Source organism: Pelagimonas sp. (genome assembly GCF_058892305.1).
In genome coordinates this window covers 54,893-71,739 of record NZ_JBZXVN010000044.1, presented here as the reverse complement: position 1 = coordinate 71,739, position 16,847 = coordinate 54,893, and the positions used below count along the sequence as shown (strand labels likewise).

Annotated in this window: 12 protein-coding genes; 3 read left to right on the top strand and 9 right to left on the bottom strand. The window is 57.6% G+C overall.

Features of this window, described 5'->3' with window-relative positions; translation table 11 throughout:
- Positions 1-27: 27 nt before the first annotated feature.
- From AC5EFR_RS17930 to AC5EFR_RS17895, 8 genes are all read right to left on the bottom strand, one after another.
- Positions 28-2,643, bottom strand: a complete 2,616-nt coding sequence (locus AC5EFR_RS17930; RefSeq protein ID WP_493577125.1) for a molybdopterin-dependent oxidoreductase — start codon at positions 2,641-2,643, stop codon at positions 28-30.
- A complete protein-coding gene (gene nirD, locus AC5EFR_RS17925) occupies positions 2,640-2,972 on the bottom strand; it encodes a nitrite reductase small subunit NirD (RefSeq protein WP_493577124.1) in 333 nt (110 codons plus the stop codon). The genes AC5EFR_RS17930 and nirD overlap by 4 nt, the downstream gene beginning before the upstream one ends.
- Positions 2,969-5,404, bottom strand: coding sequence for a nitrite reductase large subunit NirB (nirB, locus tag AC5EFR_RS17920; RefSeq protein WP_493577123.1), 2,436 nt, complete (start codon positions 5,402-5,404; stop codon positions 2,969-2,971). Before nirB ends, nirD begins: the two co-directional genes overlap by 4 nt.
- Before the next feature lie 4 nt (positions 5,405-5,408).
- Entirely contained in the window at positions 5,409-7,106 is a 1,698-nt protein-coding gene (locus tag AC5EFR_RS17915) for an ABC transporter ATP-binding protein (RefSeq protein ID WP_493577122.1), read from the bottom strand.
- 5 nt (positions 7,107-7,111) lie between these two features.
- Positions 7,112-8,197 (bottom strand): ABC transporter permease, encoded by a 1,086-nt coding sequence (locus AC5EFR_RS17910; protein WP_493577121.1) that lies wholly within the window; start codon positions 8,195-8,197, stop codon positions 7,112-7,114.
- Between the two features lie 103 nt (positions 8,198-8,300).
- Positions 8,301-9,668, bottom strand: a complete 1,368-nt coding sequence (locus tag AC5EFR_RS17905) for a CmpA/NrtA family ABC transporter substrate-binding protein (protein ID WP_493577120.1) — start codon at positions 9,666-9,668, stop codon at positions 8,301-8,303.
- 239 nt (positions 9,669-9,907) lie between these two features.
- Positions 9,908-11,110, bottom strand: a complete 1,203-nt coding sequence (locus tag AC5EFR_RS17900) for a CmpA/NrtA family ABC transporter substrate-binding protein (RefSeq protein WP_493577119.1) — start codon at positions 11,108-11,110, stop codon at positions 9,908-9,910.
- On the bottom strand, positions 11,107-11,691 hold the full coding sequence (locus AC5EFR_RS17895) for an ANTAR domain-containing response regulator (protein WP_299920670.1): 585 nt from the start codon (positions 11,689-11,691) through the stop codon (positions 11,107-11,109). The genes AC5EFR_RS17900 and AC5EFR_RS17895 overlap by 4 nt, the downstream gene beginning before the upstream one ends.
- 205 nt (positions 11,692-11,896) lie before the next feature.
- Here AC5EFR_RS17895 and glpD point away from each other — a divergent pair, with 205 nt between their 5' ends.
- The 3 genes from glpD (at position 11,897) to AC5EFR_RS17880 (ending at position 14,597) form a co-directional block, all read left to right on the top strand.
- Positions 11,897-13,483 carry a glycerol-3-phosphate dehydrogenase gene (gene glpD / locus AC5EFR_RS17890; protein ID WP_493577118.1) on the top strand — a complete coding sequence of 529 codons (1,587 nt, stop codon included), beginning with the start codon at positions 11,897-11,899 and terminating at the stop codon, positions 13,481-13,483.
- Positions 13,484-13,554: 71 nt separating this feature from the next.
- Entirely contained in the window at positions 13,555-14,019 is a 465-nt protein-coding gene (locus AC5EFR_RS17885; protein WP_493577117.1) for a thiol-disulfide oxidoreductase DCC family protein, read from the top strand.
- Entirely contained in the window at positions 14,016-14,597 is a 582-nt protein-coding gene (locus AC5EFR_RS17880; RefSeq protein WP_493577116.1) for a DUF4166 domain-containing protein, read from the top strand. The genes AC5EFR_RS17885 and AC5EFR_RS17880 overlap by 4 nt, the downstream gene beginning before the upstream one ends.
- On the opposite strand, the gene AC5EFR_RS17875 is transcribed toward AC5EFR_RS17880, so the two are convergent.
- Complete coding sequence (locus tag AC5EFR_RS17875; RefSeq protein WP_493577115.1) at positions 14,577-16,664, bottom strand: 3-hydroxyacyl-CoA dehydrogenase NAD-binding domain-containing protein; 2,088 nt, start codon at positions 16,662-16,664, stop codon at positions 14,577-14,579. The two genes, AC5EFR_RS17880 and AC5EFR_RS17875, sit on opposite strands and share 21 nt — an antisense overlap.
- Between the last annotated feature and the right edge of the window lie 183 nt (positions 16,665-16,847).

Here is a 16,847-nt window from a genome sequence, read left to right as displayed (position 1 = left end):
CACCAAGGATGGCACGGCTGAACCCGTTTACTCGGCGGCTTCGAGTCGTTTGGTTTGCTCCAAAAGTGCTGCGATTTCCGGGCGGCAGGACCCACAGTTTGTCCCGGCCTGAAGCGCCGCGCCGATGGCATCGACGCTCATCAACCCTTGGGTTTCAATCGCCGTTAGGATGGTGTTCACACCCACGTTGAAACAGGAACACAAGGTAGGGCCGGGGTTTGGCATATCAGCCGGGGCGCGACCGGTCAAAACATCCCCAGCCGCCTGTCCGGGTAGGGTTGCTGCATAGTCGCGCATCAAGGCAACCGGATCGGGGGCGACGAAAAGCGCGGCTTTTAAAACGCCGTCTTCATGGAGCGCAATGCGGGCAACGCCACGTTTTGGATCTTGGAGAATTTGCAGGTCCGCTTCGGGCAGGTCAAACATCACCCGCGCGGTCTTTTCCCAATCCTCGGGCGTTTCTGTTCCCGCCAATTCGACCCGGAACCCGGCCTGTGTTTTGGCCTTGGCCCAATAGTCGGCGGTTGGCGTCACGTCCTGTGCCGTTACCGCAAACCCATACCATGCGGCCTTGAACCGGGTGGCAGACACAACGGCGGCCTTGCTTTCGGGTTGGCCAGAAACCGGGTCATATTCGCCGGCAACCGTGTCACAGATACGTGCCGCCGGGGCAGTTTCGCCGGTCCAATGGATGGGAGCAAAGAGCGTTCCGGTTTGCACCGCGTCGGTGATTTTTGCCCGCATCACGGCGCTGCCCTGTGGGCTACGCAGTTGCACCAGATCATTGGCCGCGATTTCAAGTTGCCGCGCGTCAGTGGGGTGAATTTCGACAAAAGGTTCGGCAAGATGGGCCGAGAGCCGTGGTGACAATGCGGTGCGTGTCATGGTGTGCCACTGGTCGCGCACCCGTCCGGTATTGAGCCGAAACGGGTAGCGCGCGCCGGTCCGCGCCACCGGTGGGCGATGCGCAACAGCCAGCATTTTTGCTTTGCCATCGCCATGAAAGAACTGTCCATCCGCAAAGAAACGACCACCGTTTTTGTGATCACTGATTGGCCATCGCGTGGGCGATAAGGCGTCAAATGCCTCATTGCTGATCATTGCGAGACCGGAGATATCAAAGTCGCGGCCTAGCTTTCCCGCGATACCGGAAAGGGCGGCATATTCGCGAAACACATCGGCTTCGCTATTGAAATCAAAGGCGTCAGACCATCCCATACGACGGCCAACTTCGGCCAATTGTGCCCAATCGGGGCGGGTGTGGCCGGGGGCGGGCAAGGCAGCGCGTTGGCGCGAAATGGTGCGATCGGTGTTGGTGACCGTGCCGGATTTCTCAGCCCAAGCGGTGGCGGGCAGGACAACATCGGCCAAACGGGCCGTGTCGGTTTGACCGGTCACATCGGACACAACGACAAAGTCACAGCCCTTGATCGCGGCGCGCACGGCGCTGGCGTCGGGCATGGAAACGGCGGGGTTGGTGTGGATAATCCACAGCGCCTTGATCCGACCGTCACCCACGGCGCGGAACATATCGACGGCTTTCAACCCCGCCGTGTCCGGAATGCAAGGGGACTGCCAGAACCCTTGCACAGCGGCGCGGTGTTCCGCGCTTTCGATATCCAAATGACAGGCCAGCATATTGGCCAATCCGCCCACTTCGCGGCCGCCCATGGCGTTGGGTTGCCCAGTGACCGACAAAGGCCCACAACCCGGTTTGCCAATCCGCCCGGTGGCGAGGTGACAGTTCAAGATGGCATTGACCTTGTCGGCCCCCGCACTTGATTGGTTCACCCCTTGGCTAAAGATCGTGACGGTTTTTTCGGTGCGCAGGAAAAGCTTGACGAAGTCTTTGACTTTGCGCGGGTCAAGCCCGGTGACCGAAAGGTCGCTGTTGAAGGCGGAATTGAGCGCATCGTCAAAGCCATTCACATTGGCAAGGAATTCGGCGTCAAACGCCCCTTGTTCGTAAAGCTGCGTCAGAAGGTGGTTGAACAGCGCCACGTCACTGCCAGCGGCCAAGGGCAAGTGGAGATCAGCCCCGTCACAGGTGGCGGTGCGGCGCGGATCAATCACCACAATTTTGGTGCCGCGCTTGGCCTTGGCGGCGATCAGGCGTTGATACAACACCGGGTGGCACCACGCGAGGTTGGAGCCGACCAGAACGACCAAATCGGCCTCTTCTATGTCTTCGTAGGTTTGTGGCACGGTGTCGGTGCCAAAGGCGCGCTTGTGCCCTGCCACGGTCGAGGCCATGCAAAGCCTTGAATTCGTGTCGACATTTGCGGTGCCCATATAGCCTTTGATCAGTTTGTTGGCGACGTAATAGTCTTCGGTCAGCAATTGACCCGATAGGTAAAACGCGACGCTGTCGGACCCGTGGTCGCGGATACTGGCGGCGAATTTATCCGCCACCAGTTGCAAGGCACTATCCCAATCGCTCTCCTGCCCATTGACCTGTGGGGCCATGAGGCGCCCACCAAGACCAACAGTTTCGCCCAAGGCCGATCCTTTGGAGCAGAGCCGACCATAGTTGGCCGGATGATCCGGATCGCCTTTGACGTCTAGCCCGGTGTCCGTTGGGGTCAGTAAGACCCCGCAACCGGTGCCACAATACGGGCAGGTGGAGCGAATGGGTTTGGTCATGCGGCGCTCCTATTTCCGACGGCCGAACCATCAAGCAAAATGCGGCCCGCTTCGACCTTGACCGGGAAGGTGTCGACACGGCCTTCGTCTGCGCCTTGGGCTTCTCCGGTGTTGAGGTCAAATACCCAGTTGTGCAGCGGGCAGGTGACTTTGTTGTCATGCACGATGCCCTCGGAGAGGGGGCCGCCCTTGTGCGGGCAGCGGTCCGAAATGGCGCGCACTTCGGTGTCGTCGGTGCGGAACAGCGCCACGCAGCCAACCGGGGTTTTCACCACGCGTGCGCCGCGCAGAGGGATGTCGTTGATGTCTCCGATGTCAATCCAGCTCATTCTGCGGCCTCCAAAGTTAAATCTGCAAGGGGTTGATAAGTCTCGGCTTTGTCCTTGGCATGTTCGGCCCAAGGATCGGCGCGATAAACGCTTTGCGAAATCTCAAAACGCTCGGCCAGCGCTTTGCGGTTGTCGAGATCATCGACGATCTGTTCCTTGACCCAATCGAGGCCCACCTTGTCGACCCATTTGAAAATCCGGTCGAGGTATTTGGCGTTTTCGCGGTAGATCTGCGTCATCGCGCTGATCACTTCCATCGCCTCGTCTTCGGTGGCGACTTTGCACAGAATTTCGGTGCCCTTGATCTCCATCCCGGCTGCACCGGCGACGTGGATTTCGTAACCCGAGTCCACACAGATCACGCCGATGTCTTTACAGGTCGCTTCGGCACAGTTGCGCGGGCAACCCGACACGGCAAGCTTGAGCTTGTGCGGTGTCCAAGACCCCCAAAGATGTTTCTCCAATTTGATGCCAAGGCCGGTGCTATCCTGTGTGCCAAAGCGGCAATGATCCGTGCCAACACAGGTTTTCACCGTGCGCAGCCCCTTGGAATAGGCATGACCCGAGACCATCCCGGCCTGATTGAGATCGTACCATATCGCAGGCAAGTCAGAGCCTTTGACACCCAACAGGTCGATCCTTTGACCGCCGGTGACTTTGACGGTTGGCACATCGTATTTGTCGGCGGCATCGGCAATGGCGCGCAGCTCATCCGGGGTGGTGATGCCGCCCCACATGCGTGGAACCACGCTATAGGTGCCGTCTTTTTGGATGTTGGCGTGTTTGCGTTCGTTGACGAAACGCGACTGCGGATCATCGGCATATTCCAGTGGCCAATCGGCCAGCAGGTAATAGTTGATCGCCGGACGACAGACGTGACAGCCATTGCGGGTTTTCCAACCCAATTCCTGCCAAACTGCGTCTTGTGATTTCAACTCTTGCGCTTTGATCAACCGACGCACGTCTTCGTGGGTGAGATCGGTACAACCACACACGGTTTGCGCTGCGGGCATGACAAATTCGTCGCCCAATGTGACGGCCAAAACCTGTTCAACCAACCCGGTGCAGGTGCCACAGGACGCCGACGCTTTGGTTGTGGCTTTGATTGCGCCCAAATCGGTCGCGCCACCGTTAATCGCCGCGACGATGTCGCCTTTGCATACGCCGTTGCACCCGCAGATTTCAGCATCATCCGGCAAGGCTGCAACGGCTGAGAGCGGGTCCGAGGGGGCCCCTCCCTGATAGGCGGGGCCAAAGATCAGCGTGTCACGCATGTCAGAGACATCGGTGCCGTCCTTGAGCATACCATAGAACCAGCTTCCATCGGCGGTATCGCCATACATAACCGCGCCGATGATCTTGTTGTCTTGCAAAACCAAACGCTTATAGACGCCGCGCGCCGGGTCACGGAACACGATGTCCTCTCGGTCGTCCCCTTCGGCAAAGTCACCGGCACTAAAGAGATCACAGCCGGTGACCTTGAGCTTGGTCGAGACTTCGCGATTGACGAAAGCGGCCTCGTCACCCTGCAAAGCCTTGGCAAGAACCTTGGCCTGATCAAAGATCGGGGCGACAAGGCCAAAGATATCGCCGTTGTGTTCAACACATTCGCCGATGGCGAAGATGTTTTCGTCCGAGGTTAGCAATTGGTCATCTACATGGATGCCGCGCCCACAGGCCAGCCCGACCTCTTGCGCGAGGGTGATATTGGGGCGAATGCCGACCGCCATGACGAGCTTGTCACAGGGAAGCTCGGTGCCATCGTCTAGCATCAGCGCTTTGACCTTGCCATTCTCGCCGATGATCTCTTTGGAATTGGCCGAGCATTTGACGGTGATGCCCTTGTCGACCAGTGCCTTGCGCAGCAAATAGCCCGCCGGTTCATCCAACTGGCGCTCCATCAGGTGTCCCATCAGATGCACCACGGTGACGTCAACACCGCGCGCCGCCATGCCTGCTGCGGCTTCAAGCCCTAGCAAACCGCCACCAATCACCACAGCCTTTTGGCCGAGGGTCAGGGACATCATGTCATGGGTGTCTTCGAGATCGCGATAGGCAATTACGCCGTCCAGATCATGGCCCGGCATCGGGATGATGAAGGGGTTCGATCCGGTGGCAAAGACCAGCTTGTCATAGGCCACTTCAGAGCCGTCATCGCCGCGCACGATCTTGGCGGCGCGGTCAACCTCGGTGACTTTGACGCCAAATTTGGTGTCGACGCCCTTTGCTTCGTACCAATCGGCATCATGGGTGACGATATCGTCATAGGTCTTTTCTCCGGACAAAACCGGGGAAAGCATAATGCGGTTGTAGGTTCCACGAGGTTCGGCGTTAAACAGGGTGACATCCCAGTCAGCTCCGGCGTCTGTGAGGTGGTCCAACACACGGCCTGCGGCCATGCCTGCACCGATGATTACAAGTTTCTGTGTCATGTTCTTACTCCGCCGCAATTGTGGTTGCAGGTTTCGCCTTTGGCTTGGGCTTGGCCCCGTGTTCGTATTCCTCAAGAAAATCGAGCACTTCCTGGCGATAGGTGTAGTAATCTGGATGTTCCAGAAGCGCCTTGCGGGTGCGCGGGCGCGGCAGGTCGACATTGGTGATTTTACCGATGGTCGCCTGTGGGCCGTTGGTCATCATCACCACGCGATCCGCCAAAAGGATGGCCTCGTCCACATCATGGGTGACGCAGATTGCGGTGACTTTGGTGCGCGACCAGACTTCCATCAGAACCTCTTGCAATTCCCAGCGCGTGAGGCTGTCGAGCATGCCGAAAGGTTCATCAAGCAAGAGCAATTTCGGCGATAGGGCAAAGGCGCGGGCGATGCCAACGCGTTGCTTCATACCGTTGGACATGGAATTGGCCGGACGATCCATCGCATCGGCCAAACCAACCCGTTCAAGGTAGTATTCCACCACGTCTTGCCGCTCCGCTTGGCTGGCTTTGGGATAGACCTTGTCGACGCCAATGGCACAGTTTTCGCGCGCGCTTAACCATGGGAAGAGGTTGGGCGATTGGAAGACAACGGCGCGTTCGGGGTCCGCCCCTTCGACGTGACGACCGTCAAGCTTGATCGCGCCCTTTGAGATGTCATTGAGGCCGGCGGCCATGGTCAAAACCGTGGATTTCCCGCAACCAGAGTGGCCAATCAGGGAGATGAATTCGCCGCGATTTATTTTGAGATTGAAATCCTCGACCACGGTCAAGGGGCCCTTGGGGGTGGGATAGATTTTGTGGAGCTGCGAGAAATCGAGAAAACGTTCGTCGATCAAACCCTTTTGCGCTTCGACCACCGCCGAAGGCACGCCGTGGATCGGGGTGACATCGGGGAGCGTCTTGGTGCCCTCAACCTTGCCCTTGATCCCGACATCCATCAGGTAGTTGGTGACCTTGGCGCGTAGGGCTTTAAACCCCTCGTCGTTGTTCATCTCGGTCCGATCACGCGGACGCGGGATGTCGACCTTGAACTCTTCCCCCAAGGTGCCGTCGGGGTTCAGAGCGATGATGCGATCGCCGACCAAAATGGCTTCGTCCACATCATTGGTGATCAAAACACAGGTCTTTTTGCTTTCATCCCAGATTTTGACGATCTCATCGGCTAGATTGGCGCGGGTCAGGGCGTCAAGCGCCGACAGCGGTTCGTCAAGCAACAGCATTTCCGGATCCATCGCCAAAGCGCGGGCGACGTTCACCCGTTGGCGCATACCGCCCGACAATTCGGCGGGGCGGCGGCTTGCCGCGTGGGATAGGCCAACCATTTTGATGTAATGGGCGACCTTTTCATCCTTTTCCGCCGTTGGCATCTTGGGAAAGACCGAGTCCAGCGCGAGGCGAATGTTACCGGCCACGGTGAGCCACGGCATCAAAGAATAGCTTTGAAAGATCACGCCGCGCTCTGGGCTTGGCTCTTTGATGGGCTTGCCTTTGAAGGTGACGTCGCCGGTGCTTGGCTGTTCCAACCCGGCCATCAGATTGACCAAAGTGGTTTTGCCGGTGCCCGAAAACCCGAGGATGACAAGGAATTCACCGTCTTTGATGTCGAGATTGATGTCGTTGAGCACTTTGGTGAAATGCGTGCCTTCACCAAAGCCTTTGTTGACGTGTTCGAACTTGAGAATGCTCTCTTGCGTGGTCATGGGGATCACCGGTTGTTCGAGAAGGTAAAGAGCGATTGCAGGGCATACATCACGCGATCAAGAAGGAAGCCGATGATGCCGATGGTCAGAACCGCAACGATGATCTTGGCGAGGGATTGCGAGGAACCATTTTGGAATTCATCCCAGACGAATTTGCCCAGACCGGGGTTTTGAGCCAGCATTTCGGCGGCAATTAGAACCATCCAACCCACACCCAAGGACAGTCGCAGGCCAGTGAAGATCAGCGGCAAAGCCGAGGGGAGAACCAGCTTGGTGATCTTGGTCCAGGTGTTCATTTTCAGAACTTTGGAAACCGAGACGAGGTCTTTGTCGATGCTTGCAACGCCCAAGGCGGTGTTGATCAATGTTGGCCAGAGCGAGCAGAGCGTCACGGTGATCGCCGAGACGAGGAAGGATTTGGAGAACAACCCGTCATTGGTGGCATACATGGCCGAGACGACCATGGTCACGATGGGGAGCCACGCGAGGGGCGAGACCGGCTTGAAGATTTGCACAAGCGGGTTGATCGCGGCGTTGGCACTTGGCGACAGACCAGCAAGAATGCCGAGCGGAATGGCGATGGCCGAAGCGATCAGGAAACCAAAGAAGACGGTTTTGATCGAAGTCCAGATCTGTTCGTAATAACTTGGCGATCCGGTATAGGGGATGTCTTTGACTTTTTCAGGTTTGCCTTGGGCGATGAAGCGTTCGTTGCGGGTTGCGACGCGCTCTTCGTGTTTGGCTTTCTTTTCAGCCTTGGCAATGGCGTCCTGATGCAGGTTGACGGTTTCGGTCCAGACGGCGGCGGGGCCGGGGATGGCACCGAGGGAGGTTTGAACTTGGGGTGCCAGAGTGGCCCAGAGCAGCAGGAACCCGGTGATTGCCAGCAAAGGCACGCCGAGAAGACGCCAGATTTCTTTGTATTGCGCGCGCGGGTTGTCACCGGCGGCGGCTTTGAGGATCGGCGTGATCCAGGCCAGTCCAAGGACCTGAAACCATTTGTCGGCGGCATTGATGCGGGTGAAAAGACGGGCGCGGCGGGCTTCGCGCTCGGCGTCGATGTTGAGGCTGTCTGGGTCGATGGCAGTCATCAGGAATGTCCTTGGGTGGATTGGGGTGGACGGGGGTGACGCTTGTGCGATGCACGTCGCCCCACCCGCCGTCCCATTTGGCGTTTGGGTGAAACGCGGCTGCTTAGCCTTCGATGTCGGATCCGACGACGCGTTGATCAGCTTTCAGGCCAATCGGCAGGCTGTCGAGATAAGCGTTCGGGGCTTTGCCGTCATAGGCGATGCCGTCGATGATATCCTCGGATGGGGTCGGGGCTTTGTAGCCATCGCTGTCCCATGGGAAGTCCGCTTCGCTTACGAGACCTTCTTCGACCAGAAGCTTGGCAGCCTCCAGATAGATTTCAGGCTTGTAAACCGACTTGGCCACTTCGTCGTACCAGCTATCGGATTTCGCCTCAGGGATCTGACCCCAGCGACGCATTTGTGTCAGGTACCAGATGGCATCCGAATAGAACGGGTAGGTGGCGTTGTAGCGGAAGAATACATTGAAATCAGGCACTTCACGCTTATCGCCCTTTTCGTACTCAAACGTGCCGGTCATCGAGGCGGCGATCACTTCGGGGTCGGCACCCACATAATCCGGGCGGCTGAGAATTTCCACGGCTTCTTCGCGGTTGGCGTTGTCGTTTTCATCCAACCACTGGGCCGCGCGGATCAACGCTTTGACGACAGCAAGCGTGGTGTTTGGATTTTCTTCGGCGAATTCTGCGGTGATGCCAAAGACCTTCTCAGGGTTGTTCTTCCACAGCTCATAGTCGGTGATCACCGGAACACCGATGCCTTTGAATACGGCCTGTTGGTTCCAAGGCTCACCCACGCAATAGCCGTCGATGGTGCCAGCTTCGAGCGTAGCAGGCATCTGGGGCGGAGGGGTTACAGAGAGGAACGCCTCGGCATTGATCTGGCCGGTGACGTTTTCGGGGCTGTAGTAACCGGGGTTGATGCCACCCGCGGCCAACCAGTAGCGCAATTCGTAGTTATGGGTCGAAACCGGGAAAACCATGCCCATGTTAAAGGGCTTGCCTTTGGCCTGATAGCTTTCGATCACTGGCTTGAGGTGGCTCGCCGAAATCGGGTGCTGAATTTTGCCATCGGCGTCGGTGGGGAGATCAGGTTTGATCATTTCCCAAACGTCGTTCGACAGCGTGATGCCATTGCCGTTTAGGTCCATCGAGAAAGGCGTAATAATGTGGGCCTCGGTGCCATACCCGATGGTCGCGGCCAAAGGTTGACCGGCCAGCATATGCGCGCCGTCCAGTGTTCCGTCGATCACACCATCCAAAAGCACTTTCCAGTTGGCTTGCGCTTCGAGGGTGACGAACAGGCCTTCGTCGTCAAAAAATCCTTGCTCATAAGCGACGGCCAGTGGGGCCATGTCGGTCAGTTTGATGAAGCCAAAAGTCAGCTCATCCTTCTCCAGCTCGAGCATCTCGGCAAAAGCGGGGGTGGTGAGGGCAGTTGTGGCTGCTAGTGCGCAGAACAGCTTTTTCATCAGGGTCAGGTCCTTTGTTAGGTTGGTTTCGGGGAGGGCCGAAACAAAGAAAGCCGCAGACAAGTGCCAAGGGAGGATGGCATCCTGTCGAGCGGCTTTGCTCTTGTTCTCCAGAGGCCATCGGTGCCTCTGGTGAATTCTGATTAGACAGCGTCGTTGCTATCTTGGTTCAAGTATGGGCTTTGCTTTGCTGCGTTTGCAAAAAGGTTCGTTAAGAATGCCGCATTGCAGCGTGCGGGTTAGATAAACTGCCTATTTTTTAATCTCGTTGTTTTGGATGGGTCAAAAATTGAGCCGTCGAAGAAGCGGTCAGGCGGTAGAAACAGCGTGCCCGATTCTGAGGCGACGGCGACCGAGGCAGCATTTGCACCTTCTAATTTGGAGGAGGCACCGGGGAGATCTTTGCAAACACCACGCAGAGCGGCTCGATAGATATCCGATCTGAACACCGTGCTTGCCGCTTGGGCGGCGTGGCTTTGATCAAGGCCAATACGCAAGGCCAGTTGGACCGCGATCCATTGGGCTTGGCTGCGCCAGGGGAAGTTTGCGGCACCGGTGTGAAAGTCGACAAATTCGTCCGCGTGTCTCTGGACCCCATTGGGGGTGACGGTAAACGTGCCCGAGAGCGCGCGGTCGATGATCTCGGCGGGCCGGTCGAGATAGGCTTTGCGCGCCAAAAGCTCGGCGGTCAAAAGTCGTGATCCCGGATCGGACAACCATTGGCAGGCGCGCCAGATGGCGCGGATAAGACGCTGTGCGAGGTCGGTTTCGGTGTCGGCCCAATTGCGCCGCACCGCCAGAACCTTTTCCGGCGCCCGTTGCCAGATCGCCGAGCTGGGGAGCAACAGCGAGCCTTGGCTTTGGTCGACCGAAATCGACCCCCATGGCTCTCCGACACAAAAGGCATCGACCTCTTTGGCGGCAAGCGCATCGGCCATCAGGGCCGGGGGTACGGTTTTGATGTCGACATGATCCGGCGCAGGAAGCCCGAGCGCATTGAGCCAATAGAACAACAGCTGGGCATGCATCGAAAACGGAAAGGGCACCCCGATTTTGAGCGGTGTGGTGCGTCCGGCGGTGAGGGCGTGCCCGGCTTTGGTCGCGTCAGTGAAATCGAAATCATGCCCCTGATCAACGAGATGATCGGCCAGATCTTTGCCAACCCCAATGACATTACCATTTATCGACGTGACCATGATCGCATCTAGCGCCATGCCGGCATTGCCAAGTCCAAGCGCCGCGGCGACCGGCACGGGCGCAAGCATATGGGCGGCGTCTACCTGACCAAAGCTCAGCATGTCACGCAGGCTTGACCAAGAGGGCGCGCGTTTCAGATCAAGCGTCAGCCCCTCCTGAGACGCAAAGCCCATTTCCTGCGCCACGATAAGTGGCGCGGCGTCGACAAGCGGGATGAACCCGAGCGAAAGCGTGGTGTTTCTCATGACAACAACCCCGCAGCGGTCACAAGCGCCTCGGCGACATCGGCCATGCGTCTGTTTTGATCCATGGCGGTTTTGCGCAACAAGGCATAGGCTTCGTCTTCGGTAACGCCGCGGGCTTTCATGATCATGCCCTTGGCGCGGTCGATGACTTTGCGTTCTTCTAGGGCGCGTTTTGTTTCGGCCAATTCCGCCCGCATCCTTTGGAAGAGACGAAAGCGGGCGATGGCCGCTTCGAGCACCGGGGTAACGCGCTCAGGTTGCATGCCGCCAACCACATAGGCCGAGACACCGGCCTCGATAGCGGCGGCGGATAGGCCCTCTTGGCTTTGATCAACAAACATCGCAACGGCGCGGTCCTGGGGGCCGGAGGCCAGCGCCAGCTCTTCCAGCATATCGCGCGACGGGTTTTCGATGTCGATGAGCACGACATCGGGATTGTGTTGGTGGATTTGCCGGGCAAGGCCGGTGGTTTCCGAAATAACACGAATATCATGATCCCCGGCAGCGCGCAGGCTGTCGATGATTTGTAGGGCGCGGTCGCGGTCGGCTTCGACCACGACGATAGAGAGCGTATTTGGCATGAGGGATGAACACCGCGCCGGTGTTCGGATGTAAAGCTGCATTGCAGCATTATTAAGCGCCTCGATGGTGTTCGCTTAATTTTTCGGCAAGCGGGTATTTTTTGGGCATTTTCGGTTTAACGCAAACTCGCACAATTTCGAACATTTTGCTTTCCAATTTTTGCCATTTGTGGCATTTGTACGGTGTTAGCCAAAGGAGACCGCCATGCAGGCCAGCGATAAACAGATTGCAGATATTTTTGTTATTGGCGGCGGCATCAATGGTGTCGGTATCGCGCGGGACGCGGTTGGGCGCGGGATGACCGTTAAACTGGCGGAAATGAACGACTTGGCCTCGGCAACCTCCTCTGCCTCGACGAAACTGTTCCATGGTGGTTTGCGCTATCTGGAGTTTTTTAAGGTCCGGCTGGTTCGCGAGGCCCTTATCGAGCGCGAAGAGCTTTTGCGCGCCACGCCGCATATCAGCTGGCCGATGCGGTTTGTGCTCCCGTACCACAAGGACATGCGGTTTGAATCCGACACGCCGACGTCGCGGCTTTTGACGCTTTTCATGCCGTGGATGAAGGGGCGGCGCCCGGCGTGGCTAATTCGGATGGGCCTGTTCATGTATGATCATCTGGGGGGGCGCAAAATCCTACCGGGCACCAAAACCTTGTCGCTGCCTTGCACTGACGAAGGGCGCCCCATCGCTGATCGCTTTGAGCTGGCCTATGAATACTCTGATTGCTGGGTGCAGGATGCGCGGTTGGTTGTTCTCAACGCCCGCGACGCCGAGGCGCGAGGTGCCCAGATTATGGTCCAAACCAAGGTGACGTCGGCACGCCGCGAAGATGGCATTTGGGTAATTGAAACCACAGACCAAAACAGCGGTGAAACACGCGAACATCGGGCCAAGGTTTTGGTAAACGCCGGTGGCCCGTGGGTTGGTCAGGTCTTGCAAGAAACGCTTCGGCTCAATTCGCGCGAAGGGGTCCGCCTTGTGCGCGGAAGCCATATCGTCACCCGCAAGCTTTATGATCACGACAAATGCTACTTCTTTCAAGGCACCGATGGACGCATCATTTTCGCGATCCCCTATGAGCAGGATTTCACCCTCATTGGCACCACGGATTCCGAACATGAAAACCTTGAGGATCGTCCGACCTGTACCGACGAAGAGCGCGATTACCTGATTGATTTCGCCAATAGCTACTTCAAAAACGATCTGAGCGCCGAGGATGTGGTTTGGACCTATTCCGGCGTGCGCCCACTTTATGATGACGGGGCCAGCAGCGCGACAGCGGCGACGCGGGACTATGTTATAAAGGTCGATGACACCGGCGGTGCCCCGGTTTTGCACGTCTTTGGCGGCAAGATCACCACCTATCGGCGGCTGGCTGAGAACGCGATTGCCAAGCTTGTCCCGTATTTCGATGGCATGGAAAGCGACTGGACCGCCGGTGTGCCGCTTCCCGGCGGAAACTTCCCGGTTGAAGAGGTTGAGGCGCGCATCGCCAAGCTGACGCAGGACTATCCGTTCTTGTCTTTCAAAGATGCACAGCGCCTATTCCGCGCATACGGCACCGAGGTCCGCGACATCCTAGGCCAAGCCCGCAATTCCGAGGATTTGGGGCGTGATTTCGGCGCGGGCCTGCGCGAGGCAGAAGTCATTTGGCTGATGGATCGAGAATACGCCACGCGGGCCGAGGACGTTGTATGGCGGCGCGGCAAGCTGGGGCTGCATCTTGATCAATCCCAGATCGACGCGCTTGAGGGGTGGATGCAAACCCGGCGGTCGTCCAAAGCCGCCTAAACTGCGCCTTGACCATTTGACACAGTTGATTGGCGGGGTGGTGTGCTTACCTATTGAAAAAGAGGTATCAAATGCGCCCATCCCGCCAAACTGCCTATTCCTATCGAAACGACGCACAAGTCCCGGCCTATGACGACGGCTATGTGCTTTTGGTGATGGATGGCGATTGCGCATTGTGTTCGGCGTCGGCCCGGCGGGTTGCGCAGTGGGATAGGGATGACCGGGTTCGGATTACCACGGCCCAATCGCCGCTTGGTGCGGGGCTTATGCGCCACTATGGGATTGATCCCGATGACCCGCAAAGCTGGCTCTTGGTGATGAACGGTCACGGCTATGGCTCGCTTGAGGGGATATTGCGGGTTCTGCCGATTTTGCATCCTGCCTTTAAGGCATTGGTGGTGTTTAGGTTGCTACCCTTGCGGCTTCAGGATTGGCTTTATGCGCGTGTCGCCCTCAATCGCTATGCGTGGTTTGGTCGGGGCGATCTCTGTGCGTTGCCGGATCCAGAATTGCGGAGGCGGGTGTTGAGCGAATGACAGTCTATAGCAAATGGCTTGGTGATCAGTTTGATGATCTGCCCGATGCCTGTCAGGACCTGCACGCAGGGTACGGGCGTTTTGCCGGGCGCATCACGGTGAGCTACGCGCCGTTACCCTTTGTTGCGAAACTGGGGCGTTTGTTTGGGTTTGCCCCGGCTGCGGATGATGTCGCGCTTGTCTTTGAGGCGCGCCAAGACGCGGGGCGCGATCATTGGCGTCGGATGGTTGGCGACACGCCGATGGAATCCGAACTTTGGGTCACGACCGATGGATTGTTGGCCGAAAAGCTTGGGCCGGTCACGGTGACCATGCGCCCAATCCTTCAGGGGCGGCAACTCATCCTACGTGTGGCCAATTTTCATTTCGGCCGTTTGGCGATCCCCGGTTGGCTTCAGCCCAAGATTGAGGCCACCGAATTTGCCGAAGCAGGCCGGTACCGGTTTGAGGTTACGATCCGACTGCCGATGATCGGGGCGCAGATCGTGCATTATTCCGGCTGGCTCGACACGCTTACGGCCCTACCAGACATTGCGCCGGATCGGGCAACGGGCTCATCAGCCGTTCAGGCCCGCTAAGCAGCGGTTTTCGGCGACCATGCATTCCAGCAAGGCTGAGGGGTGCCAAAGAAAACTGTCTTCCTGCGAAAACCTGAGGATGTCGGAGAGGATTTTGTGCAATCCAACGGTTTCGGCATAGTGCATCGGCCCGCCACGCCAGCGCGGAAAGCCGTAGCCGTTCAACATCGTTACATCTATGTCCAAGGGGCGCAAGGCGATGCCGTCTTCCAGAATTTTGAACGCTTCGTTGATCATCGCGGCCATATAGCGGTCAATGATCTCTTGCTCGTCCAGCGGTCGTGCCGTGATCCCTTTGGCTTTGCGCTCTTGATCAAGGAGTGCGGTCACATCGGGGTTGGGAACCGGGTCACCATCAGAATAGACATAATAGCCGCGCCCGGTCTTGCGACCAAAATGACCCGCTTCGCATAGGGCGTCGGCGAATTGCGCATAGGTTTCGCGCGGATCGCGCGTGGCAGCATGGCGTTTGCGATTGGCCCAGGCAATATCAAGCCCCGAAAGGTCGCCTACCGCAAAGGGACCCATAGCAAGCCCAAAGCCAACAAGCGCGCGGTCGACGTCATAGGGGCTGGCCCCGGCCAAAACGGCCCCCTCAAGCGCTTTGCGATAATGGCTCAGAATGCGATTGCCAATAAACCCGTCACAGACCCCAGCGCGCACAGCGATCTTGCCGAGCCGTTTAGCCAGCGCAAAGCCCGTGGCGATAACCTCGGGGTCGGTATTGTCGGCCACGACCACTTCGAGCAGGCGCATCACATGCGCTGGGCTAAAAAAGTGCAGCCCGATCACGTCATTGGGGCGCGAAGTCAGCTTGGCAATGTCATTGATATCAAGATACGAGGTGTTGGTGGCCAAAATGGCACCGGGTTTGCACACTGAATCCAGCCGCGAAAACACATCCTGTTTAACATCTGCGCTTTCAAAAACCGCTTCGATCACCAAATCGGCGCTGGCCAAGGTTTTATACTCTGTCTCGGCGCTGAAACGTTCCTCCAGGATCATATCGCGTTTTTCAGCGCTGAGCTTGCCGCGTTTAACTGCACCCTCCAGAATTCTGCCTACCGTCTCGAACCCTTTGGCGGCAGAGTCTCTATCGCGTTCAATCATCGTCACGTTTAACCCGGCCATCACAGCGCTGGCGGCGATGCCCGCCCCCATCGTGCCGCCCCCAATCACACCGATATCTGCAACGCAACGTGGGATAATGTTGACCAATTCGGGGAGCTTGCCGACTTTGCGTTCGGCAAAAAATGCGTGGATCATGGCGGCGCGTTGGTCGCCGCCCATCAGGTCAAGAAACAGGCTGCGTTCATAGGCCAATCCGTCGTCAAAGGGCTTGGTTAAAGTGGCTTCGACGGCCTCAATCGCCTTTTGCGGGGCAATTTGGCCGCGTGCAGATTTGGCAAGCTTTGCACGCGTGTTGGCATAAAGTTCGGCTGTTCCAGGATCCGGGGCAAGGGCGCGGGTTGGGCGCAAGGGCATGTGTTTATCAAGAACATCTTTGGCAAAGTCCAAACCGGCTTCGCGCATCGGGCAGTCGGGGGTAATCCGGTCAATTAACCCGCCTTCAAACGCCTCTTGGGCGGTGATCGGTTCGCCAGAGGTGATCATGTTCAAGGTCATTTCAATCGAAACCAAGCGCGGCAACCGCTGGGTGCCACCGGCACCGGGAAGCAGACCGAGTGAAACTTCGGGCAAGCCGAACTTTGCGCTGGTCGGCGCAACGCGGTAATGGGCCCCCATCGCGACCTCAAGCCCGCCACCAAGCACCGTACCGTGACAGGCGACAATGACAGGTTTGGGCGCGGCTTCGATTTCGTTGATCAGATCGGGTAGAAAAGGTTCTTTGGGTGGCTGGCCAAATTCATGGATATCAGCCCCGGCGATGAAACTACGCCCCTCGCCAAAGATAACAATCGCGCTGATGTCATCATCTTCGATGGCTTGGTGCAAACACGTTTGGAGCCCGTGACGCACAGCATGAGACAAGGCATTGACCGGGGGATTGTCGATGGCAATCAGCGCAACATGAACCTGCCGGGCAAGTGTGACTGGTTGCTGCATGTCATGTCCTCCTTATGATATACCTGACCGATTGGTCGGTTATACTTTTAGGAAACGTAGATAATCAATACAGACAACGAATGTTTGCGACGAAACGTCTTCGCCAAATAGGGGGAAATTTGTGTCCGTTTCGTCTGATTTGGGGCTTTACCCGCGCGCTTAGGCAGTCGAAACTGCGCTAAA